Annotated in this window: 19 protein-coding genes; 9 read left to right on the plus strand and 10 right to left on the minus strand. The window is 73.0% G+C overall.

The window, feature by feature from the left end; genetic code table 11:
* Positions 1–117: 117 nt before the first annotated feature.
* Positions 118–1,920, plus strand: coding sequence for a M3 family oligoendopeptidase (locus VK501_RS07320; RefSeq protein ID WP_324336141.1), 1,803 nt, complete (start codon positions 118–120; stop codon positions 1,918–1,920).
* A gap of 17 nt (positions 1,921–1,937) precedes the next feature.
* Positions 1,938–2,813 carry a site-2 protease family protein gene (locus tag VK501_RS07325; protein ID WP_324336143.1) on the plus strand — a complete coding sequence of 292 codons (876 nt, stop codon included), beginning with the start codon at positions 1,938–1,940 and terminating at the stop codon, positions 2,811–2,813.
* 91 nt (positions 2,814–2,904) lie between these two features.
* On the opposite strand, the gene smpB is transcribed toward VK501_RS07325, so the two are convergent.
* The 6 genes from smpB to ftsE all read right to left on the minus strand — a co-directional run bounded on the left by smpB (position 2,905) and on the right by ftsE (position 9,566).
* Entirely contained in the window at positions 2,905–3,384 is a 480-nt protein-coding gene (gene smpB / locus VK501_RS07330) for an SsrA-binding protein SmpB (protein ID WP_324336177.1), read from the minus strand.
* A 488-nt stretch (positions 3,385–3,872) separates the two neighbouring features.
* Positions 3,873–5,624, minus strand: coding sequence for a ribonuclease R family protein (locus VK501_RS07335; RefSeq protein ID WP_324336145.1), 1,752 nt, complete (start codon positions 5,622–5,624; stop codon positions 3,873–3,875).
* A complete protein-coding gene (locus VK501_RS07340) occupies positions 5,621–6,805 on the minus strand; it encodes a S41 family peptidase (RefSeq protein ID WP_324336148.1) in 1,185 nt (394 codons plus the stop codon). Before VK501_RS07340 ends, VK501_RS07335 begins: the two co-directional genes overlap by 4 nt.
* 34 nt (positions 6,806–6,839) lie before the next feature.
* On the minus strand, positions 6,840–7,706 hold the full coding sequence (locus tag VK501_RS07345; protein WP_324336150.1) for an alpha/beta hydrolase: 867 nt from the start codon (positions 7,704–7,706) through the stop codon (positions 6,840–6,842).
* A 61-nt stretch (positions 7,707–7,767) separates the two neighbouring features.
* The gene (locus tag VK501_RS07350) at positions 7,768–8,673 is read right to left on the minus strand and encodes a cell division protein FtsX (protein WP_324336152.1); all 906 of its coding nucleotides are present in this window, start codon (positions 8,671–8,673) and stop codon (positions 7,768–7,770) included.
* Positions 8,670–9,566, minus strand: coding sequence for a cell division ATP-binding protein FtsE (gene ftsE / locus VK501_RS07355; RefSeq protein ID WP_324336154.1), 897 nt, complete (start codon positions 9,564–9,566; stop codon positions 8,670–8,672). The genes VK501_RS07350 and ftsE overlap by 4 nt, the downstream gene beginning before the upstream one ends.
* 73 nt (positions 9,567–9,639) lie before the next feature.
* On the opposite strand from ftsE, the gene VK501_RS07360 reads away from it, so the two are divergent.
* From VK501_RS07360 to VK501_RS07375, 4 genes are all read left to right on the plus strand, one after another.
* Positions 9,640–10,890, plus strand: coding sequence for a pitrilysin family protein (locus tag VK501_RS07360; RefSeq protein WP_324336156.1), 1,251 nt, complete (start codon positions 9,640–9,642; stop codon positions 10,888–10,890).
* 113 nt (positions 10,891–11,003) lie between these two features.
* Positions 11,004–11,360, plus strand: coding sequence for a hypothetical protein (locus VK501_RS07365; RefSeq protein WP_324336180.1), 357 nt, complete (start codon positions 11,004–11,006; stop codon positions 11,358–11,360).
* Between the two features lie 82 nt (positions 11,361–11,442).
* Complete coding sequence (locus VK501_RS07370) at positions 11,443–12,426, plus strand: hypothetical protein (protein WP_324336158.1); 984 nt, start codon at positions 11,443–11,445, stop codon at positions 12,424–12,426.
* A 65-nt stretch (positions 12,427–12,491) separates the two neighbouring features.
* Positions 12,492–13,178 (plus strand): DsbA family oxidoreductase, encoded by a 687-nt coding sequence (locus tag VK501_RS07375; protein WP_324336161.1) that lies wholly within the window; start codon positions 12,492–12,494, stop codon positions 13,176–13,178.
* 7 nt (positions 13,179–13,185) lie between these two features.
* Here the strand turns inward: VK501_RS07375 and VK501_RS07380 are convergent, their stop codons facing one another.
* From VK501_RS07380 to nadC, 3 genes are all read right to left on the minus strand, one after another.
* Entirely contained in the window at positions 13,186–14,682 is a 1,497-nt protein-coding gene (locus VK501_RS07380) for an ATP-dependent DNA ligase (RefSeq protein WP_324336163.1), read from the minus strand.
* Between the two features lie 166 nt (positions 14,683–14,848).
* Complete coding sequence (nadA, locus tag VK501_RS07385; protein ID WP_324336165.1) at positions 14,849–15,850, minus strand: quinolinate synthase NadA; 1,002 nt, start codon at positions 15,848–15,850, stop codon at positions 14,849–14,851.
* Positions 15,851–15,858: 8 nt separating this feature from the next.
* The gene (nadC, locus tag VK501_RS07390) at positions 15,859–16,701 is read right to left on the minus strand and encodes a carboxylating nicotinate-nucleotide diphosphorylase (RefSeq protein WP_324336166.1); all 843 of its coding nucleotides are present in this window, start codon (positions 16,699–16,701) and stop codon (positions 15,859–15,861) included.
* A gap of 23 nt (positions 16,702–16,724) precedes the next feature.
* On the opposite strand from nadC, the gene VK501_RS07395 reads away from it, so the two are divergent.
* Together VK501_RS07395 and VK501_RS07400 are read left to right on the plus strand one after the other, a co-directional pair.
* Positions 16,725–17,276 carry a hypothetical protein gene (locus VK501_RS07395; RefSeq protein ID WP_324336168.1) on the plus strand — a complete coding sequence of 184 codons (552 nt, stop codon included), beginning with the start codon at positions 16,725–16,727 and terminating at the stop codon, positions 17,274–17,276.
* Between the two features lie 51 nt (positions 17,277–17,327).
* On the plus strand, positions 17,328–18,134 hold the full coding sequence (locus tag VK501_RS07400) for a tyrosine-protein phosphatase (protein ID WP_324336169.1): 807 nt from the start codon (positions 17,328–17,330) through the stop codon (positions 18,132–18,134).
* Positions 18,135–18,252: 118 nt separating this feature from the next.
* Here the strand turns inward: VK501_RS07400 and VK501_RS07405 are convergent, their stop codons facing one another.
* Positions 18,253–19,137, minus strand: a complete 885-nt coding sequence (locus tag VK501_RS07405) for a tocopherol cyclase family protein (protein ID WP_324336171.1) — start codon at positions 19,135–19,137, stop codon at positions 18,253–18,255.
* A gap of 147 nt (positions 19,138–19,284) precedes the next feature.
* On the opposite strand from VK501_RS07405, the gene VK501_RS07410 reads away from it, so the two are divergent.
* On the plus strand, positions 19,285–20,882 hold a 1,598-nt coding region (locus tag VK501_RS07410), incomplete at its 3' end, for an ATP-dependent Clp protease ATP-binding subunit (protein WP_324336173.1).

The raw sequence follows: 20,882 nt of genomic DNA on the forward strand, positions 1-20,882 counted from the left end.
CCTCGCTCTTTCGCGGTCCGGTCCCGCGTCTTGAGCGCAACGCTACGCCGGGTGCGTAACGGGTGTCAACCGCGACTCCCCGGAAGTCATGCATCGTGCGATGAATATCGTTGGGGGATGACCACGACCGCACCCGAGAGCGTCGCCTGGGACCTGGAGCCGCTCGTCGACGGCGAAGGCGAAGCCGGCGCCGACCGCCTGCTCGCCGAGGCCGACCGGCGCGCCACCGCCTTCGCGCAGCAGTACGCCGGAAAGGTCGAGGCCCTCGACGGCCCCGGCCTCGTCGCCGCGATGGACGAGCTGGGCACCATCTCCGAGCTCGTCGGGCGCGTCGGCTCCTACGCCGCGCTGCGCTTCAGCACCGACACGGCCGATCCGGCCAACGGCGCGCTGATGCAGCGCGTGCAGGAGCGCGGCACCCAGATCGAGACCCAGCTGCTCTTCTTCGAGCTGGAGTGGGCGGCCCTGGACGACGAGCGCGCCGACGAGCTGCTCGGCGCCGAGGGCCTCGACCACGCCCGCCATCACCTCCGCACCGCGCGCCGCTACCGCCCGCACCTGCTCACCGAGCCGGAGGAGAAGATCTCCGCCGAGAAGTCGGTCACCGGTCGCGACGCCTGGTCGCGCCTGTTCAGCGAGGTCACGAGCGCGATCACCGTCACGCTCGACGGCGAGGACGAGCCGGTCGCGCTCGACGTCGCGCTGGCCCGCCTCGCCTCCTCGGACCGCGAGGTGCGCGCCCACGTCGCCGAGCGCGTCACCGAGGCGCTGCAGCCCACGATGCGCATCCGCGGCTACATCTTCAACACGCTGCTGGCCGACAAGTCCACCGAGGACCGCCTGCGCAGCTTCGACACGTGGATCTCCTCGCGCAACCTCGCCAACGAGGCCAGCGACGAGTCGGTCGCGGCGCTGGTCGAGGCCGTCCGCGACAACTACGAGATCCCGCGCCGCTGGTACCGCCTGAAGGCACGGCTGCTCGAGATCGACCGGCTCGCCGACTACGACCGCATGGCCTCGGTCGTCGAGGGTCCCGAGCCGGAGTACGACTGGGACGAGGCGCGCCAGATCGTCCTCGACTCGTTCGCCGACTTCTCGCCGACGCTCGCCGACGGCGCCCGCCGGTTCTTCGAGGAGAACTGGATCGACGCGCCCGTCCGGCCGGCGAAGCGCGGCGGCGCGTTCTGCGCGTACACGGTGCCGAGCGTCCACCCCTACGTGCTGCTCAACTACACCGCCAAGCGCCGCGACGTGCTGACGCTCGCCCACGAGCTCGGCCACGGCCTGCACGCCTACCTCGCGCGCGACCGGGGCGTCTTCGAGCAGAACACGCCGCTGACGCTCGCCGAGACCGCTTCGGTGTTCGGCGAGACGCTCGTCTTCCGGCGCCTGCTCGACGCCGCCGACACGCCGGAGTCGCGCCTCGCGCTGCTGGCCGAGAACATCGAGGGCTCGATCGCGACGGTGTTCCGTCAGGTCGCGATGAACCGCTTCGAAAACCTCGCGCACACCGCCCGTCGCGAGGAGGGCGAGCTGAGCCTGGACCGCATCGGCGAGCTGTGGACCGCGTCGCAGGAGGAGCTGCTCGGCGACGCCGTCGAGGTGACCGAGGGCTACCGCGGCTGGTGGTCCTACGTCCCCCACTTCATCGCGACGCCCGGGTACGTGTACGCCTACGCCTACGGGCAGCTGCTGGCGCTGTCGGTCTACGGCAAGTACCTCGAGGAGGGCGAGGGGTTCATGCCCAAGTACCTCGAGCTGCTGAGCGCCGGAGGCTCGCGCAGCCCCGAGGAGCTGGCGGCGATCGCGGGCCTGGACCTCACCGACCCCGGCTTCTGGCGCGCCGGCCTCGACCTCGTCCGCGAGCAGCTCGAGCTCGCCGAGCAGGCCGCCGAGGAGGTCCTGGCCCAGCGCAGCTGAGGCCTACACTCCAACCGGTGACCGACGACCGCTGGCTTCCGCCCAGCGCCCCCGCCTCCGAGCCGCCGATGCCGCCCGCGTCCGCGGCGCCCGAGGGTCCGCGTCGCGGCCCGCAGGGCGGCGATCACCGCGGCCTGCTCGGCCGCCTGGTCGCCCCGCTGGTGGCGATCTTCGCGTTCTTCGGGAAGATCAAGATCGTCCTCATCGCCCTGACCAAGGTGAAGTTCCTGGTCACGGCGGGCTCGATGGCCGTCTCGATCGTCGCCTACGCGTCGATCTGGGGCTGGACGTTCGGCGTCGGCTTCGTCCTGCTGCTGCTCGTCCACGAGTACGGCCACGTCGTCCAGCTCAAGCGCGAGGGCGTCAAGGACGTCAGCGCGCCGCTGTTCATCCCCTTCCTCGGCGCGCTCATCTGGGCCAAGGAGCTGGGCGGCAACGCCGCCGCCGAGGCGCGCGTGGGCCTCGCCGGGCCGATCCTGGGATCCGTGGGCGCGCTCGCCTGCCTGGTCGTCTACGCCTTCACCGGTGAGGACTTCTGGCGCGCGCTGGCGTTCACGGGGTTCTTCCTCAACCTGTTCAACCTGCTGCCGGTCAGCCCGCTCGACGGCGGGCGCGCGGCCGCGGCGCTGAGCCCGTGGGTCTGGCTGCTCGGCGTCTTCGGCATGGCCCTGCTCGTCCTGACGATCCCGAACCCGATCCTCATCCTGATCGCGCTCGTCTCGATCTACCAGACCTACCACCGCTTCAAGCAGTTCCGCTCCGCCGACCCGGCGGTGGCCGCCTACTACGCGATCGCCCGGCGCGACCGCATCATGATCGGCGCGACGTACCTGCTGCTGATCGTCGCGCTGGCCGGCGCGATGTCGGCCACGCACTTGGAGCGCACGCTTTAGGAGCTGTGTCGCTATCGCGACTGGGGACCCACCTCCGGCGGCGACGGCTGGCCGTCGTGGGCCTCGGCCTCGCTGGCCGCCTACGGCACCCCTAGCGATTGACTTCGCGCAGGGCGCGCTGGACGTCGCGCTCCTGCTCGCGCTTCTTCAGCGACTCGCGCTTGTCGAAGCGATCCTTGCCCTTGGCCAGGGCGATCTCGACCTTGGCCCGCGAGTCCTTGAAGTACAGGCGCGTGGGGACGAGCGTGAGCCCGCGCTCGGTCGTGCGGCCGGAGATCTGGTCGATCTCGCGCCGGTTGAGCAGGAGCTTGCGCGGGCGCTCGGGCTCGTGGTTGTCGCGCGACGCCGGGCCGTACGGCGGGATGTGCACGTTGTAGAGCCACACCTCGCCCTCGCGGATCGAGGCGAAGCCGTCCTTGAGCTGGGCCCCGGACTCGCGCAGGGCCTTGACCTCGGTCCCCTGCAGCACGAGACCGGCCTCGAACTTGTCGAGGAACTCGTACTTGTGCGACGCCGTGCGATTGCTCGCGACGTCACCCGGCGCCACCTTGCGTTTCTTGCCCTTGGCCATACGGCTTTCGAGTCTAGGGCTCGGTGGTCGCGCGTGGGCGACGCTCGTGGTCGATGCTGCCGCGGTGTAGCGCGGGGTGGCGCGGGCGTCGTTGGCGCGCAGTGCGGACATGTCGGGGGCTGCGCGGCGTGGTTCGTCGGCGATGACGAGTGCGCGCTGTGGCCGAGCCGGCGTTGGTCTGTCCTCCGCGGGCGCGCGCGGTGCCTCGGGCTGGGCGTCCGTGGGATGGATGGCATCTAGACCTCGCATATGGAGGTCTAACTGCCATCCATCATCGGCCGGGAGATGGATGGCCCGTAGGGGTCGATATACGACCCTCAGGTGCCATCCGTCTCCGTTCACGCCCGAACGACCCGCGCCCCCGGCGCCGGCGGAGGACCGAGGACGCCGGCACCCCGGGAGACCGCACTCGTCATTGCCGACAGACCACGCCCCGCGCCTCCAGCCACGCGACGAGCGGAACGCCACCGACGCGCGCACCCGATCACTCACGCCGCCACGTCCAGCTCCACCCGCCCCCGCGGCGCTTCGACCTTCCGCACCGCCACGCGCACGGCATCGCCGATGCGGATCGAGCGGCCGGAGTCCTCGCCGGTGAGGATGGTTCCGACCTCGTTGAGCTCCCACCAGTCGCCGCGCAGGCGGCGGGCGGGCAGGAAGCCCTCGAAGCCGTCGCCGAAGGCGACGAAGGCGCCCGCGCCGACGAGCCCGGCGACCTCGCCGTCGAACTCGCGCTCGTGGCTGTTCTCGAACAGCTCGCGCTCGAGCAGGAACGCGCGCGCGACGTCGTCGGCGCCGCGCTCGATCGACATCGCGTCGCGCTCGCGGCCCGAGGTCCACTCGGCGACCTCGTCGAGCGTGGAGGCGCGCGGGGCGTCCTCCCCGCCCCCGACCGCGGACATGAGCGCGCGGTGCACCACGAGGTCGGGGTAGCGGCGGATCGGTGAGGTGAAGTGCGTGTAGGCGCTGGAGTGCAGCCCGGCGTGACCCTTGTTCTCCGGCGCGTAGCGCGCCTGCTTGAGGGCCCGCAGCACCAGGGACGTCAGCCCCAGCCGCCCGCGCCCGCCGCGCCGGCGGATCTCCTGCGCCACCAGCTGCGACGCCGCGGCGATGACGTCGGCCGCCTCGCCCGGGCCGATGCTCTCCGACGCCGGAGGAGTCGGCACCCCGAGCGACTCGAGCTGCTCGAGCAGTCGCTGCGCCGCCGCGGGCGCGGGGCGCTCGTGGATGCGGTAGAGCGACGGGACGCCGCGGTCGCTGAGCAGCCGGGCGACCGCCTCGTTGGCGGCGATCATCAGGTGCTCGATCACCTGGTGGGACTCGGTCTGGACCGAGGCGGCCGCGGAGGCGACGTGGCCGCCGCGGTCGAAGCTGAACTCCGGCTCGCTGGACTCCACGGCCAGCGCGCCGGCGGCCTCGCGGCGCTCCCGCAGCGCAGCGCTCGCCGCGCGGGCGGCCGCCAGCGGCTGCGCCCACGGAGCCCGCGCGGGCTCCTCGCCGGCGAAGATTTGGTCCACCCGGTCGTAGTCCAGCCGCTCGTCGGAGCGGATCCGTGACCGGTAGAAGGCGCTGCGCACGACGTCGGCGCCCTCGAGCTCCAGCTCCACGGTGACCGCCAGGCGCTCCTGGCCGGGCACCAGCGAGCAGGCGCCGGCCGACAGCACCTCGGGCAACATCGGCTCGACGGCGCCCGGGACGTACACCGAGGTGCCGCGACGGTAGGCCTCGCGGTCGACCGGCGACCCGGGCTTGACGTAGGCCGACACGTCGGCGATGTGGACCCACACGCGCCGGCGGCCCGGGTGGGCGGGATCGATCACTTCGGCGCTGATCGCATCGTCGAAGTCCTTGGCCGTGATCGGGTCGATCGTGAAGGTCGGCAGGTCGCGCAGGTCGCGGCGAGCCACCTCGACGTCATCGCCCGTCGCGTCCTCCATCCGCTCCACGGCCTCCTTGGCCGCCCGCTCGACGCCCGGCGGGAACTGGCGGCGCAGGCCGCGGTCGAGCATCAGCGCCTCGACGACGTCGCGCGCCACGTCCGGGCGCCCGATGACCTTGACCACCTTGGCCCGCGCCTTGCCACGCCCGCCGGCCCGGACGAGCACGAGCTGCCCGGGGCGCGCGTTGCGCCCCGCGTCGACGACCGTGCGCTTGCCCCTCCGCGCGTCGAAGAACGGCTCGGCGACGACGAACCGGCCGCGCTTGGCCAGCAGCCCGACGGTGAAGCCGTCGCCGTTCATGACCTGGCCGCTAGGACATCGAGCGCCCTGTCCAGCGCCTCGTCGACCTTCGGGGTCTTGGGATCGTCGGTGGCGGCCACGTCGGGCGTCAGCCCGCTGCCCGTCGAGGTCCCCTTGCCACCGAGGTTGCGGCCCGACGGCAGGAAGTACTGGCCGGCGGTGATGTCCAGCGCCCCGCCGTTGGAGAGGTCGATGACCTCCTGGAAGACGCCCTTGCCGAACGTGCGGGTGCCGACGAGCGTCGCCCGCTTGCGGTCCTGCAGTGCGCCGGCGACGATCTCGGCGGCCGAGGCGCTGTTGCGGTTGACCAGCACGACCATGGGCGTCTTGGGGGCGACGGGATCGCCGGTCGCGCTCAGCGTGCGCGACGGCACCGCGCGGCCCTTGGTCGTGACGATCTTGCCGTCCGGGAGGAAGGCGGAGGCGACGAGCTGCGCCTCGGTGACCAGCCCGCCCGGGTTGTCGCGCAGGTCGAAGACGATGCCCTTGGCGCCGGCCTTCAGCTCCTTGCGGACGGCCTGAGCGACCTCGGCGTGCGCGCCCGAGGAGAACTGCGCGAGCTTGACGACGCCCAGCTCCTTGCCGCGCACGGTCTTGTCCTTCGACGCCACGACGGGGACCGAGATCGTGGCGCGCGTCAGCGTGACCTCGCGAACGGTGCCCTTGTGGCGGACGCCGAGCCTGACGTCGGTTCCGATTCGCCCCTGGATCAGCGCGACGGACTGCTTGCTCGTGCGGCCCTTCAGCGACGTGCCGCCGACGCGGAAGAGGACGTCGCCGACCTCGACCTTGGCGCGGCTGGCCGGCGAGTTGTCGTAGACCTCGGCGACGCGCAGCCCGTCGGCGACCTCGGTCACCTGCACGCCGATGCCGGCGAACTCGCCGCTCTGCTGCTGCTGGAACTTCGCATACTGCTGCGGATCGAAGTAGTTGGAGAAGCGGTCCTTCAGCGACGCGACCATGCCCCTGATCGACGCGTTGGCGAGGTCCTTGTCGGGGATCTCGCGGTAGTAGGTGTTGTGGACCTGGTCGAGCGCCTCGCCGATCACGCGCGTGTCCTGGTCGCCGACCAGCGGATCCCGCACGAAGCCGGGCAGGCCGCTGGGGTGGCCGCCGAGGTAGATCCCCGCGCCGAGCAGGACGAGGACGAGGACGAGCGAGGCGAGGACGCGACGGATCATGATCGCCGCACAGGCTAGGGGTCCGACGGCGGTGCTACGCCGCCGTGAGGAAGTCGACGAGCAGGCGGTTGACCGCCTCGGGCTCGTCGTGCTGCACCCAGTGGCTGGCGTCGGGCAGCCACGCCATCCGCGCATCGGGCACGAGCGCGGCAGCGGGCTCGGCCCATTCGGCGCCGAGGTGGCGGTCCTGGCGGCCCCAGATGACGAGCGTGGGCGCCGGGATCGGCCGGTGGAGCCGGGCGAGCGTGGCCGGGTTGCGGCGCAGCGCGGCCCGGTACCAGTCGATCGGGCCCTTCATGCCGCCAGGGCCCAGCAGCGCCTGCTCGTAGCGGTCGAGGTCGGCCTCGGTGAACGCGCCGGGGCGCGCGTCGCCGTAGATCTTCTCGAGGGACCGGCGCCCGCCCGCGCGCAGGAGGCGCTCGGGCAGCCACGGGAGCTGGAAGAAGAGCATGTACCAGCTGCGGCGCAGCTGCCTGGCCGACGTGCGCAGCGCGCGCTCCATGCGCTCGGGGTGCGGCACGTTGAGGATCGCGAGGCGCTCCACGCGCTCGGGATGCAGCGAGGCCAGCGTCCACGCCACGGCGGCGCCCCAGTCGTGGCCGACGACGTGCGCGCGCTCCTCGCCCAGCGCCGCGATCAGGCCATCCACGTCGGCGGCAAGGCGCTCGACGCGGTAGTCCCGCCAGCTGCGCGGCCGGTCCGATAGCGCGTAGCCGCGCTGGTCGACGGCGACGACGCGGAAGCCCGCAGCGACGAGCGCCGGGATCTGCCGCCGCCAGCTCCACCAGAACTCGGGGAAGCCGTGCAGCAGCACGACCAGCGGCCCCTCGCCGGCCTCCACGTAATGCAGGCGCACGCCGTCGACGACGACGAACCGGTCTTCGAGCTCCTCGACCCTCATGGGCCGGCAGCCTATGGACCCGGACGCGCCGGCGAGCCGGCACGCGGGCGCCGTCCGCCGCTCAGACCCGCAGGAACTTGCGCAGCGAGATGCTCGACCCGGCGGCCGACACGCCCACGCTGGCGACGAGCAGCAGCACGGCCAGCAGGCCGAAGCCGATCGTCTCCGGCGCGGCGATCAGTGCGAAGTCCGACGACAGCGGGTCCAGCAGCGCCACCTTGCCGACGCCGAGCAGCAGCACCGCCACGACCCCGCCCAGCGCGCCGAGCACGATGCCCTCGATCACGAACGGCCAGCGGATGAACGAGTCGGTCGCGCCGACCAGCTTCATGACCTCGACCTCGCGGCGCCGCGAGAACAGGCTCAGGCGGATCGTGTTGGAGATCAGCAGCACCGAGGCGACGATCAGCAGGATCGCGAGGCCGCCCATGGCGAGCTTCACCACGCGCGTCGCGGTGAGGATCTTGGTGGTCTCGTCCTTGCGGTTCTTGACCTGCTCGATCGACGTGTCGACCGGCGCGCGCCGGGTGGGCGGGCCGGACACCGCCGCGGGCATCAGCGCGTCACGCAGCTTCAGCACGTTGTCGGGCTTGTCGGGCGTGACGCGGAACGTGTCGGGCAGCGGGTTGGCCCCGAGCAGCTGGTAGGCCTCGGGGTTGCGCTTCTTCTCCTGCGCGTAGGCCTGGGCCTTGGAGACGTACTCGACCTTGCCGACGTGGTCGACCTTGTCGCGCAGCAGCCCCTGGACGCGGGCGATGTCCGCCTTGGTCGCGTGCTTCTTGAGGTACACGTCGACGAGCACGCGGCCGCGCACCTCGTTGGCGGCGCCGGTGGTCGCCTGGACCACGGGGATGAAGACGCCGAGCACGAGCACGGTGACGAGCACCGACGCCATGGCGGCGAACGACGGGATGGCGTTGCGCGAGATCGAGCGCATCGCCTCCTTGACGAAGAAGGCGGGCTTCATGACTCCGAGGGGAAGATGTCGTCGAACTCATCGCGGTCGCGACGGGCCGCGTCGCGGCTGCGCTGGCGGTCGGCCTGGGGGCCGCGCTTGGGCTCCGGGGCCGGCTCGCGCAGCAGCGCGCCGAACTCGGCGGTGTTCATGTCGCTGCGCGCGTACTGCGCGTCGAGCTCGTCGCGGACCAGGCGGCCCTGATGGAGCTCGAGCACCCGGCGGCGCATGCGGTCGACCATCGTCGCGTCGTGCGTCGCGACGAGCACGGTCGTGCCGGTGCGGTTGATCCGGTACAGCAGCTGCATGATGCCGACCGACGTCTCGGGGTCGAGGTTGCCCGTGGGCTCGTCGGCCAGCAGCAGCGGCGGGTGGTTGACGAACGCGCGCGCCACCGCGACGCGCTGCTGCTCGCCGCCCGACAGCTGGTCGGGGAACGAGTGCAGCTTGGTCGCCAGCCCGGTCAGGCGCAGGATGTCGGGGACCTTGGCCCGGATCTCCTTGCGCGAGCTGCCGGTGACCTGCAGCGCGTAGGCGACGTTGTCGTAGACCGTGCGGTCGAGAAGCAGCTTGAAGTCCTGGAACACGATCCCGATGTTGCGCCGGTAGTACGGGACCTTCTTGCGCGTGATCTCCGAGAGGTCGCGCCCGGCGACGCGGATCGTGCCGGCGGTCGGCTCGATCTCCTTGATCAGGAGCTTCATCAGCGTGGACTTGCCCGAGCCGGTGGACCCGACCAGGAAGACGAACTCGCCTCGCTGGATCGAGAACGACGCGGTCTCGAGGCCACCGTTGGTGGGCCCGTAGTTCTTGGAGACGCCGCGGAACTCGATGACGGACGGCGCGCGGTCCCGGGGGGCCGCGCTGCGCTCGAGCTCCTGCTTGTGGCGTTCGACGATCGCCATGGTCCGACTGACCTTAGCCCCGGTGGCGCCGATCCCTGCCGAAGCATGCGTTCGTGCAAGCTAGATTGCGTGTGTGCCTTCCATCACGAGCGAGACCCTCGCCAACGGTCTTCCGCTGCACCGCGTAGAGCTCCCCGGGACGCGTGCGGTCACGATCCTCGCCGCCTTCGACGCCGGGGCGCGCACCGAGCGCCCCGAGGAGAACGGCATGGCGCACTTCCTGGAGCACCTCGTCTTCAAGGGCGGGGAGAAGTACGACCACTACAAGAAGGTCAACGAGACCGCCGAGCGCATGGGCGGGACGCTCAACGCGTACACCTCGCACGATCTCGTGGCCTTCCACATCACCGTCCGCGCCGAGGCCGCGCTGGAGGCCATCGACCTCCTGACCGACTTCGTCGGCCGGCCGCTGCTGGACGCCGAGGAGCTCGACCGCGAGCGCGGCGTCGTCATCCAGGAGATCCAGCGCTACAAGGACCAACCGTCGGCCGTCGCCGAGGAGCTCATCGACCGCGCCGCGTTCGGCGAGCACCCGCTCGGCCGGACCGTCCTCGGCCCCGAGGAGCACCTGCGCACGTTCAGCCGCGACGCGATCGTCACGTTCCGCGAGCGCCGCTGGGCCGGGTCGCGCGGCGGGGCGTTCATCGTCGGCAACATCGACCACGTGCCGGCCAACGGACAGGTGTCCGAGCTGTTCGAGCGCTTCCCGACGCTCGTCGCGCCCGAGCCGTTCGACCCCGCGCCGAGCCTGCAGCAGGAGGTGCTCGTCGAGCGCCGCGACTCCAACCAGTCGCACCTGCGCCTCATGTACGCCCCGCAGGTCGACGTCACCGATCCGGCGCAGCGCGCGGCGATGACGATCTACTCGACGCTGCTGGGCGGTTCGATGGGCTCGCGCCTGTTCGACGAGATCCGCGAGCAGCGTGGCCTCTGCTACTCGGTCTACTCCGTCGACCACTCGCTGGCCGACGCGTCGATCCTCCAGCTCGGCGCCGGCCTGGACTCGTCCAAGACCGGCGAGGCCTACGGCCGCATGCGGGAGATCGTCGCCGAGCTGCACCGCGACGGCCCCACCGAGGAGGAGGTCGAGCGGGCCCGCGCGTACGCCGCCGGGCGCCGCGTCCTCGCCTTCGAGAACACGAACGCCGTGGCCCGCTTCGCGGCGTCACAGGCGATCGTCTTCGGCGAGGACATCGATCCCGACCGCGCGATCGACGCGCTGGACGCCGTCACGTTCGACGACGTCGCCGCCATCGCGCGCAACGTCGATCCGGCCACCGCCGCCGTGGCGGTCGTCGGGCCGCACGACGAGAGCGAGTTCTGAGCTCCGAGCCGGCGTCACACAAGGAGTGGCGCCGGCTCGCGCGTTCTGCGACAGTCATCCGTCGTGGTCGTGGCGAGAGAACGATGACTGCCAGCCCGCCATTCGTGGCCGAGATGCTGAACGAGCGCGAGCTGCACCGGTACGTCCAGCGCGTGGACGGCCGCTGGCCGCTGGAGCGGGTCATCCTCGGCGGCGCGCGCGTGCTCGACCTGCAGGGCGCCCCGCCCCAGCGCGAGCGCGGCAGCGAGTACGTCGCGATCCTCATCTCGGAGTACTTCGCGGGCGTTCCGTGGCTGGAGCGCGTCTACCAGGCGGGCAACCTCTGGGACGCCTCCGAGATGGGCGGCACCGCGGACGTGCACTGCTACACCCCCGGCGAGTTCGAGCGCAAGCGCGACACGTTGCCCGTCGTGCGCCAGGTCGCCGACCACGGCATCGAGCTCATCGACGCCGCCCCTCCCCAGAACTGAGGACCCCCGGGCCGGACGCGCGGCCTAGATCGCGGGCCGTTCCGTCAATGCCTCGGGCCGGACGGCCGAGGGGAGGGGCACGATGCCTGCCGCCCCCCTGATGCGCGTCCCTGCGCTGGCCGTCGTCGCAATCGCCGCTCTCGCGCTGCCTGCGACCACCTCCGCCAAGAAGAACGCCGCGCCCAAGCTCCCCACGAAGTTCCAGCAGCGCTACCACGTGAAGTCCGCCGTGGCCGACCCCGACAAGGACGGCCTCACCAACTACACCGAGTACCGCGCCCACACCAACCCGAAGCAGGCCGACTCCGACAAGGACGGCACCCGGGACGCCGGCGAGGATCGCGACGGCGACCGGCTCGACAACGCCTCCGAGCAGCGCGCCGGGACCAACCCCGACCAGCGCGACTCCGACCGCGACGGCCGGGCCGACGGCCGTGAGGACGCCGACCGCGACGGCCTGAGCAACCTCTCCGAGCAGCGGACCGCCAACGACCCCGGCGATCCCGACTCCGACGACGACGGCACCAAGGACGGCAGCGAGAACGCCGGCCAGGTCGTGTCCTTCGCCGACGGCGACCTGACCGTGCGCCTCGCCTCCACGGGCAAGACGGTCACCGCCGCGGTCGACGTCCAGACGACCGTCGAGTGCAACGCGACCGGCGCCTTCGAGGCGGGCTACGACGACTCGGCCGCCGGCGACACGTCCGCGACCGACGACGCGACCGGCGACCACGGCAGCGCCGGCGACGATCCCGCCGCGACCGACGACGCGAGCGCCGACTCCTCCAGCGCCGACGAGGGCGACGACGCCACCGGCGACGCGTCGGCGTCCACCGCCTCGGCCAAGCTGCTCTCCGGCTACCACGGCCTGGTCCCCGCCGCCGACGACGGCTCCGACCCGCTCGCCGACGACGCGACCGACGACGGCTCGGCGGACCCGTCCGGCGACCCGTGCCTCGACGAGGTCCTCGGCGCCGGCGCGTGGGTCCACGAGGCCGAGCTCTCCACCGACGAGGACGGCGCCCGCCTGTTCGACGCGGTCGCGCTGGTCGACGACCAGGGCTGATCCTGCCGCCGTGAGCGCTACGATCCACTGAGGTAGTTGCTCACTCAACGAAGGAACCGGTCGTCGTGAACGTCGAGATCTGGTCGGACATCGCCTGCCCGTGGTGCTACGTGGGCAAGCGTCGCTTCGAGGCAGCAATGGAGAGCTTCGAGCACCGTGACGAGGTCACGGTCACGTGGCGCAGCTTCGAGCTCGATCCGGCCGCGCCGGCCGAGGTCGAGGGCGAGCGCGCCGCGCGCCTGGCCGAGAAGTACGGCGTCTCGGTCGACGAGGCCCGCGCGATGGAGCAGTCCATGACCGACACCGCCGCCCGCGACGGCCTGGACTTCCACTTCGACCGGGCGCGCTCGGGCAACACGTTCGACGCGCACCGCCTGGTGCACCTCGCCGCGACGCACGGCCGGCAGGACGCGATGAAGGAGCGGCTGTTCGCCGCCTACCTCACCGAGGGCGAGCTGATCAGCGACCACGACACGCTGCGCCGCCTGGCCGCCGATGTGGGCCTGCCGGCCGACGAGGTCGCCGGCGTGCTCGCGAGCGACCGCTTCGCCGACGAGGTCCGCGGCGACGAGCGCACCGGCAGCTCGCTCGGCATCCGCGGCGTGCCGTTCTTCGTCATCGACCGGGCCATGGGCGCCTCGGGCGCCCAGCCGCCGGAGGTCCTGGCCGACTTCCTGCAGCAGGGCTGGGACGCCCGCCCGCCGCTGGCGGTGGTGGCCGACGGCGCGACGTGCGGCCCCGACGGCTGCTGAGCCGCCCTCAGGGTGCGAGCGCCAGCACCGCGGCGAGGTCGTCGGCCTCCGCCGCGGTCTTGTCCTCGCGATAGCGCAGCACGCGGGCGAAGCGCAGCGCGACGCCGCCCGGGTAGCGCGGCGAGGTCTGCACGCCGTCGAAGGCGATCTCCACGACGAGCTCGGGGCGGACGTGCACGGTGATCCCGCGCTGCTCCACGGCGAGCTCCTGCAGCCGCTCGGTCTGCCAGGCGAGCATCGCGTCGGTGAGGCCCTTGAACGTCTTGCCGAGCATCACGAACCCGTCGCCGTCGACGGCCCGCGCGCCGAGGTGCAGGTTGCTCAGCCAGCCCTGGCGGCGGCCATGGCCCCACTCGGCGGCGAGGATCACGAGGTCGAGGGTGTGGCGCGGCTTGACCTTCAGCCAGCCGGCGCCGCGCCGGCCCGCGGCGTACGGCGCGTCGAGCGCCTTGACGACGACGCCCTCGTGCCCGGCCGCCAGCGCGGCGTCGAAGTGCGCCTGGGCGGCGGCCGGATCGCCGGTCACCACGCGGGGTACCCGCAGCGCCTCGGGCGCCGCGGCGTCCAGCGCCTCGGCGCGGCGGGCCAACGGCGCGTCGAGGAGGTCCTCGCCGTCGAGGTGCAGCACGTCGAAGAGCACGGGCACGATCCCCGGCGCGCCCGACGCGATGCGCGACGAGGTCACCTGGAACGGCTCCGGCCGCCCGTCGGCCCGGAGCGCGATCGCCTCGCCGTCGAGCACCACGCGACGCGCGGGAAGGGCGCGCGCCGCCGCGACGACCTCGGGCAGCCGCGCCGTCAGGTCGTCCAGCGAGCGGCTGTAGACCGCCACGTCGTCGCCGTCGCGGTGGACCTGGATCCGGGCGCCGTCGAGCTTCCAGTCCACGACGCCCTCCCCCACCCGCTCCATCGCCTCCTCCAGCGACGCCGACGGCGACGCGAGCATCGGCCCCAGCGGCCGGCCCACCTCCAGCCGGAACTGGCCGAGCCCGGCCTCGCCCTCGCGCAGCGCGACCTCGGCCACCGCGCGGGCGTCGCCGCGCAGCATCGTCGCGCGGTCAACCGCCGCCCGCGGGAGCCCGGTGGCGGCGGCGACGGCATCGGCCATCACGCCGGCCAGCGCGCCCTGGCGGACCTCGCCCGAGATCAGCGCGCGCAGCAACGCCTGCTCGGCAGCGGTCGCGCGCGCGAACAGCGCGGTGATCGCCTCGCGCCGCGCCGCCTGCGACCCCGCGCCCGAGAGCGCGGCGATCCGCTCCAGCGCGCCATCGACGTCGCCGACCTCCAGGCTCGGCTCCACGGCCGGCGCCGGCAGCTCGCGCAGCGCCGCCCAGCCGACGCCGGTGCGCCGCTGGCGCAGCTCGCCGCTGAGGTACGCCACGCCGGGCTCGACCTCGGCGAGGTCGAGCTGCCGCAGCGCGGCCCCGAGCAGCTCGGCCTTGCGCTTGCGCGAGCGGGTGTCGCGGACGGCGGCGGACGTGGCGGCGAGGTCGGCGAAGAGCACCCGAGCATCGTGGCGCACGCCACGCCCCCGCCGTACGCTGACCGGCGTGCGCCTCGACGCGATCACCCTCGCCGACCTCGACGAGCTGATCGTCGAGGCCTGGCTGGCGCGCGCGCCGAAGCGGCTGTCGAAGGCCTACCTCGACGGAGCGACCTAGCCGATCGGCCTAGCCGATCGCGACCATGCGCTCGATCGGCAGGCGCGCGCGCTCGGCGAGGGCCGGGTCGACCTGCACGCGGCCGCTGAGGTCGCGCAGGCAGTCGCGCAGCTTCGGCAGCGTGATCATCTTCATGTAGCGGCAGGAGGCGCGCTCGTTGGCGGCGACGAAGTCGACGTCGGGCGCGGCCATGCGCAGCTGGTGCAGCATGCCGGTCTCGGTCGCCATGATCGCGGTGCCGCCCTGGCCGGCGTGCTCCTTGGCGTAGTCGAGCATCCCGCCCGTCGACAGCATGTGGACGCCCTCGGTCGCGATGTCGCCCGCGGCCACGTACTCCATGACCTGGGTCGAGCAGCCGCACTCCGGGTGGATCAGGAAGTCCGCGTCGGGGTGCTCGGCGCGCATCGTCGTGATGTCCTTGGGGCGGATGCCGGCGTGCACGTGGCACTCGCCGTCCCAGACGTGCAGCGAGCGGCCGACCTGCTTCTCGACGTAGGCGCCCAGCCACATGTCGGGGCCGAACAGGATCTCCGCATCGGCACCGCGCTCGGCGAGGATGTGCTGGACGACCTTGACGGCGTTGGACGACGTGACGCAGTAGTCGGTCAGCGCCTTGATCTCGGCCGTCGTGTTGACGTACATGACGGTCACCGCGTCGGGGTGCTTGGCCTGCCAGGCCGTGAGCTGCTCGGGGGTGATCGAGTCGGCCAGCGAGCAGCCGGCGTCGAGGTCCGGGATCAGGACGGTCTTCTCGGGCGACAGGATCGACGCCGTCTCGGCCATGAAGTGCACGCCGCAGAACGCGATGACCTCGGCGTCGACGGCGGCCGCCTTGCGGCTCAGGCCGAGGCTGTCGCCGACGTAGTCGGCGGCGTCCTGCACCTCGGGCACCTGGTAGTTGTGGGCCAGGATGACGGCGTTGCGCTCGGCGGCGAGCGCGCGAACCTCGGCGGTCAGCACGCTGATCTCGTCGGCCGTCAGGGCCTGCGGGGCAGTGGGGCTGGGGGCCATGGGGAGGTTCATGGCAGACGCTCCAGGATGAGGGAGAGGTCGAGGGCTGGTGCGGAGTGCGTCAGCGCTCCGACCGACACGAAGTCTACCCCCGTGCCGGCGGCGTTCCGGACGGTGTCGAGGTTGATGTTGCCGCTGGCCTCCAGCTCGGCTCGGCCGGCGACGTCGGCGGCGATCGCGCGCATCTGGTCCGGGGTCATGTTGTCGAGCAGGATCCGGGGCGCGCCCGCCTCCAGCGCCTCGGCGACGTCCTCGCCGGTCTGCGCCTCGACCTCGATCGGGAGGCCGGCGAACCGCTCGCGCGCCGCGCGCACCGCCGGACCCACGCCACCGGCCGCGGCGACGTGGTTCTCCTTGATCAGCACCATGTCGAACAGGCCGAAGCGATGGCTCGTCCCGCCGCCGGCGACGACGGCCGCCTTCTCCAGCGGGCGCAGCGTCGGCGTGGTCTTGCGCGTGTCGAGGATCTTGGCGCCGGTGCCCTCGATCGCGCGGACGTAGCGGGCCGTCAGCGTCGCCACGCCGCTCAGGCGCTGCAGGAAGTTGAGGGCCGTGCGTTCCGCGACGAGGATGCCGGCGGCCGATCCGGTGATGCGCAGGACCGGCGTGCCGGGTTCCTGCCACGCCCCTTCCGGGCACAGGCGTTCGATCAGCAGCTCGCCGTCAGCCTGCCGGAACGCCTCCTCGGCGACGTCGAGGCCGAAGACCACGCCCGGGGCCTTCTGCGTGATGGTCGCGACCGCCCGGGCGCCGTCGGGGACGGTGGCCTGCGTGGTCACGTCGCCGGCGCCGACGTCCTCGGCGAGCGCGCGGGCGACGACATCGGCGACGAAGCGGGGATCCAGGGCCATGGGTCCACGAGGATAGGTGTCGGGTGCCCGACCACGACCTCCCCTTCGACCTCGACGCCTGGCTCCCGCAGCCCGCCGTTCGCACCCGGCATCGGCGCGTCTCGCACGCGAGGCCCGACGCCCTGTGGGACGCCGCGGCGGCGCTCCGCCTCGACGAGACCGGCCGGCTCGGGCGCCTGGTGCGCTGGCGGATCCCCGACCTGCCGCCGGGCGTGACGTTCCGGGCGATGTTCGCCGCGCCGCCGTTCGCCGTGCTGGCCGAGGACGAGCGCTGGTCGGTCTCCGGGCTGGTCGGGCGGATCTGGACGATCCGGCGCGACTACCCGCGGCTCGACGGCGCCGAGGCGTTCCGCGCGTGGCACCGGCCCGGGACGGTCCGCGTGCTCTTCGCCCACGGCGTCGTGGACGACGGGCCCGGCCGCAGCGCGCTGATCTCCGAGGCCCGCATCGCGCCGGTGGACCGCTCCGCGGCCCTGCGCCTGCGCGCGCTGTGGGCGGTCGTCGGCCCGTGGGAGCGCCTGATCGGCGGCGAGGCGCTGGCGCGCGCCGTGCGGCGGGCCGAGCGCGACGGCTGAGCACCGGTCCTTCACGCGCCCACCAGCGTCGCCTCGCTACCGTCGAGGGGGATGACGCTGACCGACGCCGCTCCCCGCTGGATCGACCTGGAGGGCGCCGTCAACGCCCGTGACCTCGGCGGCGTGCCGCTGTGTCAGGGCGGGGCGATCGCGCCCGGACGCCTCCTGCGGTCCGACAACCTGCAGGACCTCTCGGCCGCCGACGTCGCCCATCTGGTCGACGACCACGGCGTCCGCGCGGTCGTCGACCTGCGCACGGGCGTCGAGGTCCGGCTCGAGGGCCCCGGTCCGCTGCTGGCCCACGACCGCGTGGTCGTCGAGCACCGGTCGCTCTACCCCGAGGCCGGCGAGCACACCGACGTCGTCGACGCCGACACGATCGTGCCCTGGCAGATGGGCATCGGCGGCGCTCCGATTCCCGGCGAGTCGCCGACGGTGCAGACCTACATGGGCTACCTCGAGCACCGGCCCGACTCCGTGATCGCCGCGCTGCGCACGATCGCCGACCCGCCCGAGGGCGGTGCCGCCCTCGTGCACTGCGCCGCGGGCAAGGACCGGACCGGGATCGTCGTCGCGCTGGCGCTCGACGCGGCCGGCGCGGACCGCGACGCGATCGTCGCCGACTACGCGCTGACGGCCGAGCGGATCGAGGCGATCGTCGCCCGCCTGGCGTCGTCGCCCACCTACGCCAGGGACGTCGAGGGCCACGCGGCCGACCGCCACGCGCCGCGCCCCGGGAGCATGCGCCGCATCCTCGAGCTCCTCGACGAGCGCCACGGCAGCCCAGCGGCCTGGCTGCGCGAGCAGGGCTTCGAGGACGAGGCGCTCGCTGCGCTGCGGGCGCGGCTGACGGCGTAACCGCGGCGAGGGGGCCCCGGGCGTCGAGGGACGACTCAACCGCGTATAGCGCGGTTCAGTCGTCCCTCGACGCCTGCGTCGCCCGTCCCGGCCCTCCCGGCGCCCCTCACCCCGCCGATCACCCCGCCCCCCGCTCCAGCCCCGCCAGCCGCGACGTGCCCTCGTAGAGCGTGCGCCCACGGCGGCGCAGGACCACCCGCAGCTCGCCCGCCAGGTGCTGGGACGCGGCGTCCTCGCGGTGGCGCCGCTGTGCCGGAAGCGGGATCGGCAGCCGGTGGGGCGCCGTGCCGTTGGCGTGGCCCTCGACCTCGACCGACACGCCGCCGGCGGTGCGGCCGGAGAACCGCCACCCGCGCGCGTCCACGCCGACGCGCAGCGGCTGAAGCGGCCGCACGAGCCGGACGAGCTCGCCGCCGGCCCGCACCACCAGCGAGGTCGCGAGCATCCGCAGCGGCCCGACCCCGGCGCGGCCGCCGGCGAACGCCACGCAGGCGTGCTCGTCGGTGTCGAACGCGTGCGCCTGCCCCCACCACCACGCCTCCGGGAAGCCGCCGTTGGACCAGTTCTTCTCCGCGTAGGCGATCGCGCCGTCGAGGTCGATCCGCACCCCGCCGGCGACCGCGTGGCCCCGCACGCGCGCCTGCAGCAGCCACGGGTGCCAGTACTGGCTGAGCCCCGGGATCGCCTGCGCGGCGCCCAGCCCGCCGAACGCGCGCCGCGGCCACGGCACGGCCGCGTCGAGCTCGACCGAGAGCTGGGCGTCCGGCCCGAGGTCGAGCCGCACCGATCGAGGGTCGGCGTGTAACGCCTGGCCGATCGCGATGGACGAATCGACACCGACCTCGGCGCTGTCGACCAGCGCCGACCGTGAGAACCCGCCCGGATGGGCCGCCAGGCCGACGGTCCCCCACGCACGGCCGTCGGCGGCCCGGTTGACCCCCGCCAGCGCCACCACGACCGCCCCGCTCCGGGGCTCCGTGATGCGCCAGAACCAGCCTTCCATCGCCACCCCATGGGGTCGGCGCGGATCGCCGAACGGGGGGTCGGCACCGGAACGTCGGTAGGCGGACAGCATGAGGCGGCATCCTCTCACGACGCTAGACTTAAGTGTGTTCGACTGAGATTTTCTTTCTGAGAGACGAGAACAAAGTTGCCTGAACAGCCCAACTTCAACGCCGTCCCCTGCGCCGTCTGTGGCGAGCGCCCCGGGACGATGCACATGGTCGTCGCCACCGAGACCGGCCGCCACGCGGCCGCGATGTGCGACGTCTGCGCCCGCGGGCTCATGCAGGGCTTCGGCCAGGCCGGCGTCAACCCCGCCGACGTCGGCGCCACGCCGATCGACGGCGCCGGTATCCCCGACCCCTCCCAGACCCGTGTCCAGACCGAGCAGCAGCAGTCGGCCACGCCGGCGCTCGACGAGTTCGGACGCGACCTGACCGGCGATGCGCGTGAAGGCCGGATCGACCCGGTCATCGGCCGCCGTGAGGAGATCGAGCAGACCGTCGAGATCCTCGCCCGCCGTCGCAAGAACAACGCCGTCCTCATCGGCGAGGCCGGCGTCGGCAAGACCGCCATCGTCGAGGGTCTCGCCCTGCGCATCACGCAGGACGACGTCCCCGACACGCTCCGCGACGCCCGCGTCGTGGCGCTGGATCTCGGCAGCCTGGTGGCCGGGAGCCAGTACCGTGGCCAGTTCGAGCAGCGCCTCAAGGCCGTCCTCTCCGAGGTCGTCGCCTCCGAGGGCCGCATCGTGCTGTTCATCGACGAGCTGCACACCGTCCTGGGCGCCGGCGGCGCCGAGGGCGCGATGGACGCCGCGAACCTGCTCAAGCCGATGCTCGCCCGTGGCGAGCTGCAGATGATCGGCGCGACGACGCTGTCGGAGTTCCGCCGGATCGAGCGTGACGCTGCGCTGGCGCGCCGCTTCTCGCCCGTGATGGTCGAGGCCCCGTCGGTCGACGAGACCGTGGAGATCCTCCGCGGCCTGCGCTCGGCCTACGAGGAGCACCACGGCGCCGACATCACCGACGACGCGCTGAACGCGGCGGCCCGGCTGAGCGACCGCTACATGACCGAGCAGCACCTGCCCGACAAGGCCATCGACCTGGTCGACCAGGCCGCCGCCAAGCTGCGTCTGCAGACGCCGGCCCCCGCCGACGTCGAGGCGCTGCGCGACGAGCTGCGCATCGCCGTGGAGGCCGAGGAGTACGAGCGGGCCGCGACGATCAAGCGCCGCCTGGCCGTCGCGGCCGAGGCCGGCCCGGAGATCCCCGAGCGTCCCACGGTCGACGAGACCGCGGTCGCCGCGGTGGTCGCCGCGCGCACCGGGATCCCGGTGGGCGAGCTGGTCGCCGGCGAGCTGCAGCGGCTGGTGGACCTGGAGGACGACCTGCACCTGCGCGTCGTCGGCCAGGACGAGGCGGTCGAGAAGGTCGCCGACACCATCCGCCGTGCCCGCGTCGGGCTGTCGGAGCCGGACCGGCCCCTGGGCTCGTTTCTGTTCCTCGGCCCCACCGGCGTCGGCAAGACCGAGCTGGTCAAGGCGCTCAGCGAGCGGCTGTTCGCCACCGAGGACGCCCTGGTCCGGATCGACATGTCGGAGTACCGCGAGCCGCACACGGTCGCGCGCCTGATCGGCTCGCCTCCGGGCTACGTCGGCTACGGCGACGGCGGCCAGCTCACCGAGCCGGTCCGGCGCCGTCCGTACAGCGTGATCCTGCTCGACGAGATCGAGAAGGCGCACCC

It is taken from the genome of Baekduia sp., assembly GCF_035318805.1.
Lineage (GTDB): Bacteria > Actinomycetota > Thermoleophilia > Solirubrobacterales > Solirubrobacteraceae > Baekduia.

Coding starts and splice junctions, on each gene's coding strand:
- VK501_RS07405 (WP_324336171.1), bottom strand. CDS start 19,137: ATGGAAGGCTGGTTCTGGCGCATCACGGAGCCCCGGAGCGGGGCGGTC.
- VK501_RS07335 (WP_324336145.1), bottom strand. CDS start 5,624: ATGAACGGCGACGGCTTCACCGTCGGGCTGCTGGCCAAGCGCGGCCGG.
- ftsE (WP_324336154.1), bottom strand. CDS start 9,566: ATGGCGATCGTCGAACGCCACAAGCAGGAGCTCGAGCGCAGCGCGGCC.
- VK501_RS07370 (WP_324336158.1), top strand. CDS start 11,443: ATGCCTGCCGCCCCCCTGATGCGCGTCCCTGCGCTGGCCGTCGTCGCA.
- VK501_RS07345 (WP_324336150.1), bottom strand. CDS start 7,706: ATGAGGGTCGAGGAGCTCGAAGACCGGTTCGTCGTCGTCGACGGCGTG.
- nadA (WP_324336165.1), bottom strand. CDS start 15,850: ATGGCCCCCAGCCCCACTGCCCCGCAGGCCCTGACGGCCGACGAGATC.
- VK501_RS07350 (WP_324336152.1), bottom strand. CDS start 8,673: ATGAAGCCCGCCTTCTTCGTCAAGGAGGCGATGCGCTCGATCTCGCGC.
- VK501_RS07365 (WP_324336180.1), top strand. CDS start 11,004: ATGCTGAACGAGCGCGAGCTGCACCGGTACGTCCAGCGCGTGGACGGC.
- nadC (WP_324336166.1), bottom strand. CDS start 16,701: ATGGCCCTGGATCCCCGCTTCGTCGCCGATGTCGTCGCCCGCGCGCTC.
- VK501_RS07340 (WP_324336148.1), bottom strand. CDS start 6,805: ATGATCCGTCGCGTCCTCGCCTCGCTCGTCCTCGTCCTCGTCCTGCTC.
- VK501_RS07400 (WP_324336169.1), top strand. CDS start 17,328: ATGACGCTGACCGACGCCGCTCCCCGCTGGATCGACCTGGAGGGCGCC.
- smpB (WP_324336177.1), bottom strand. CDS start 3,384: ATGGCCAAGGGCAAGAAACGCAAGGTGGCGCCGGGTGACGTCGCGAGC.
- VK501_RS07320 (WP_324336141.1), top strand. CDS start 118: ATGACCACGACCGCACCCGAGAGCGTCGCCTGGGACCTGGAGCCGCTC.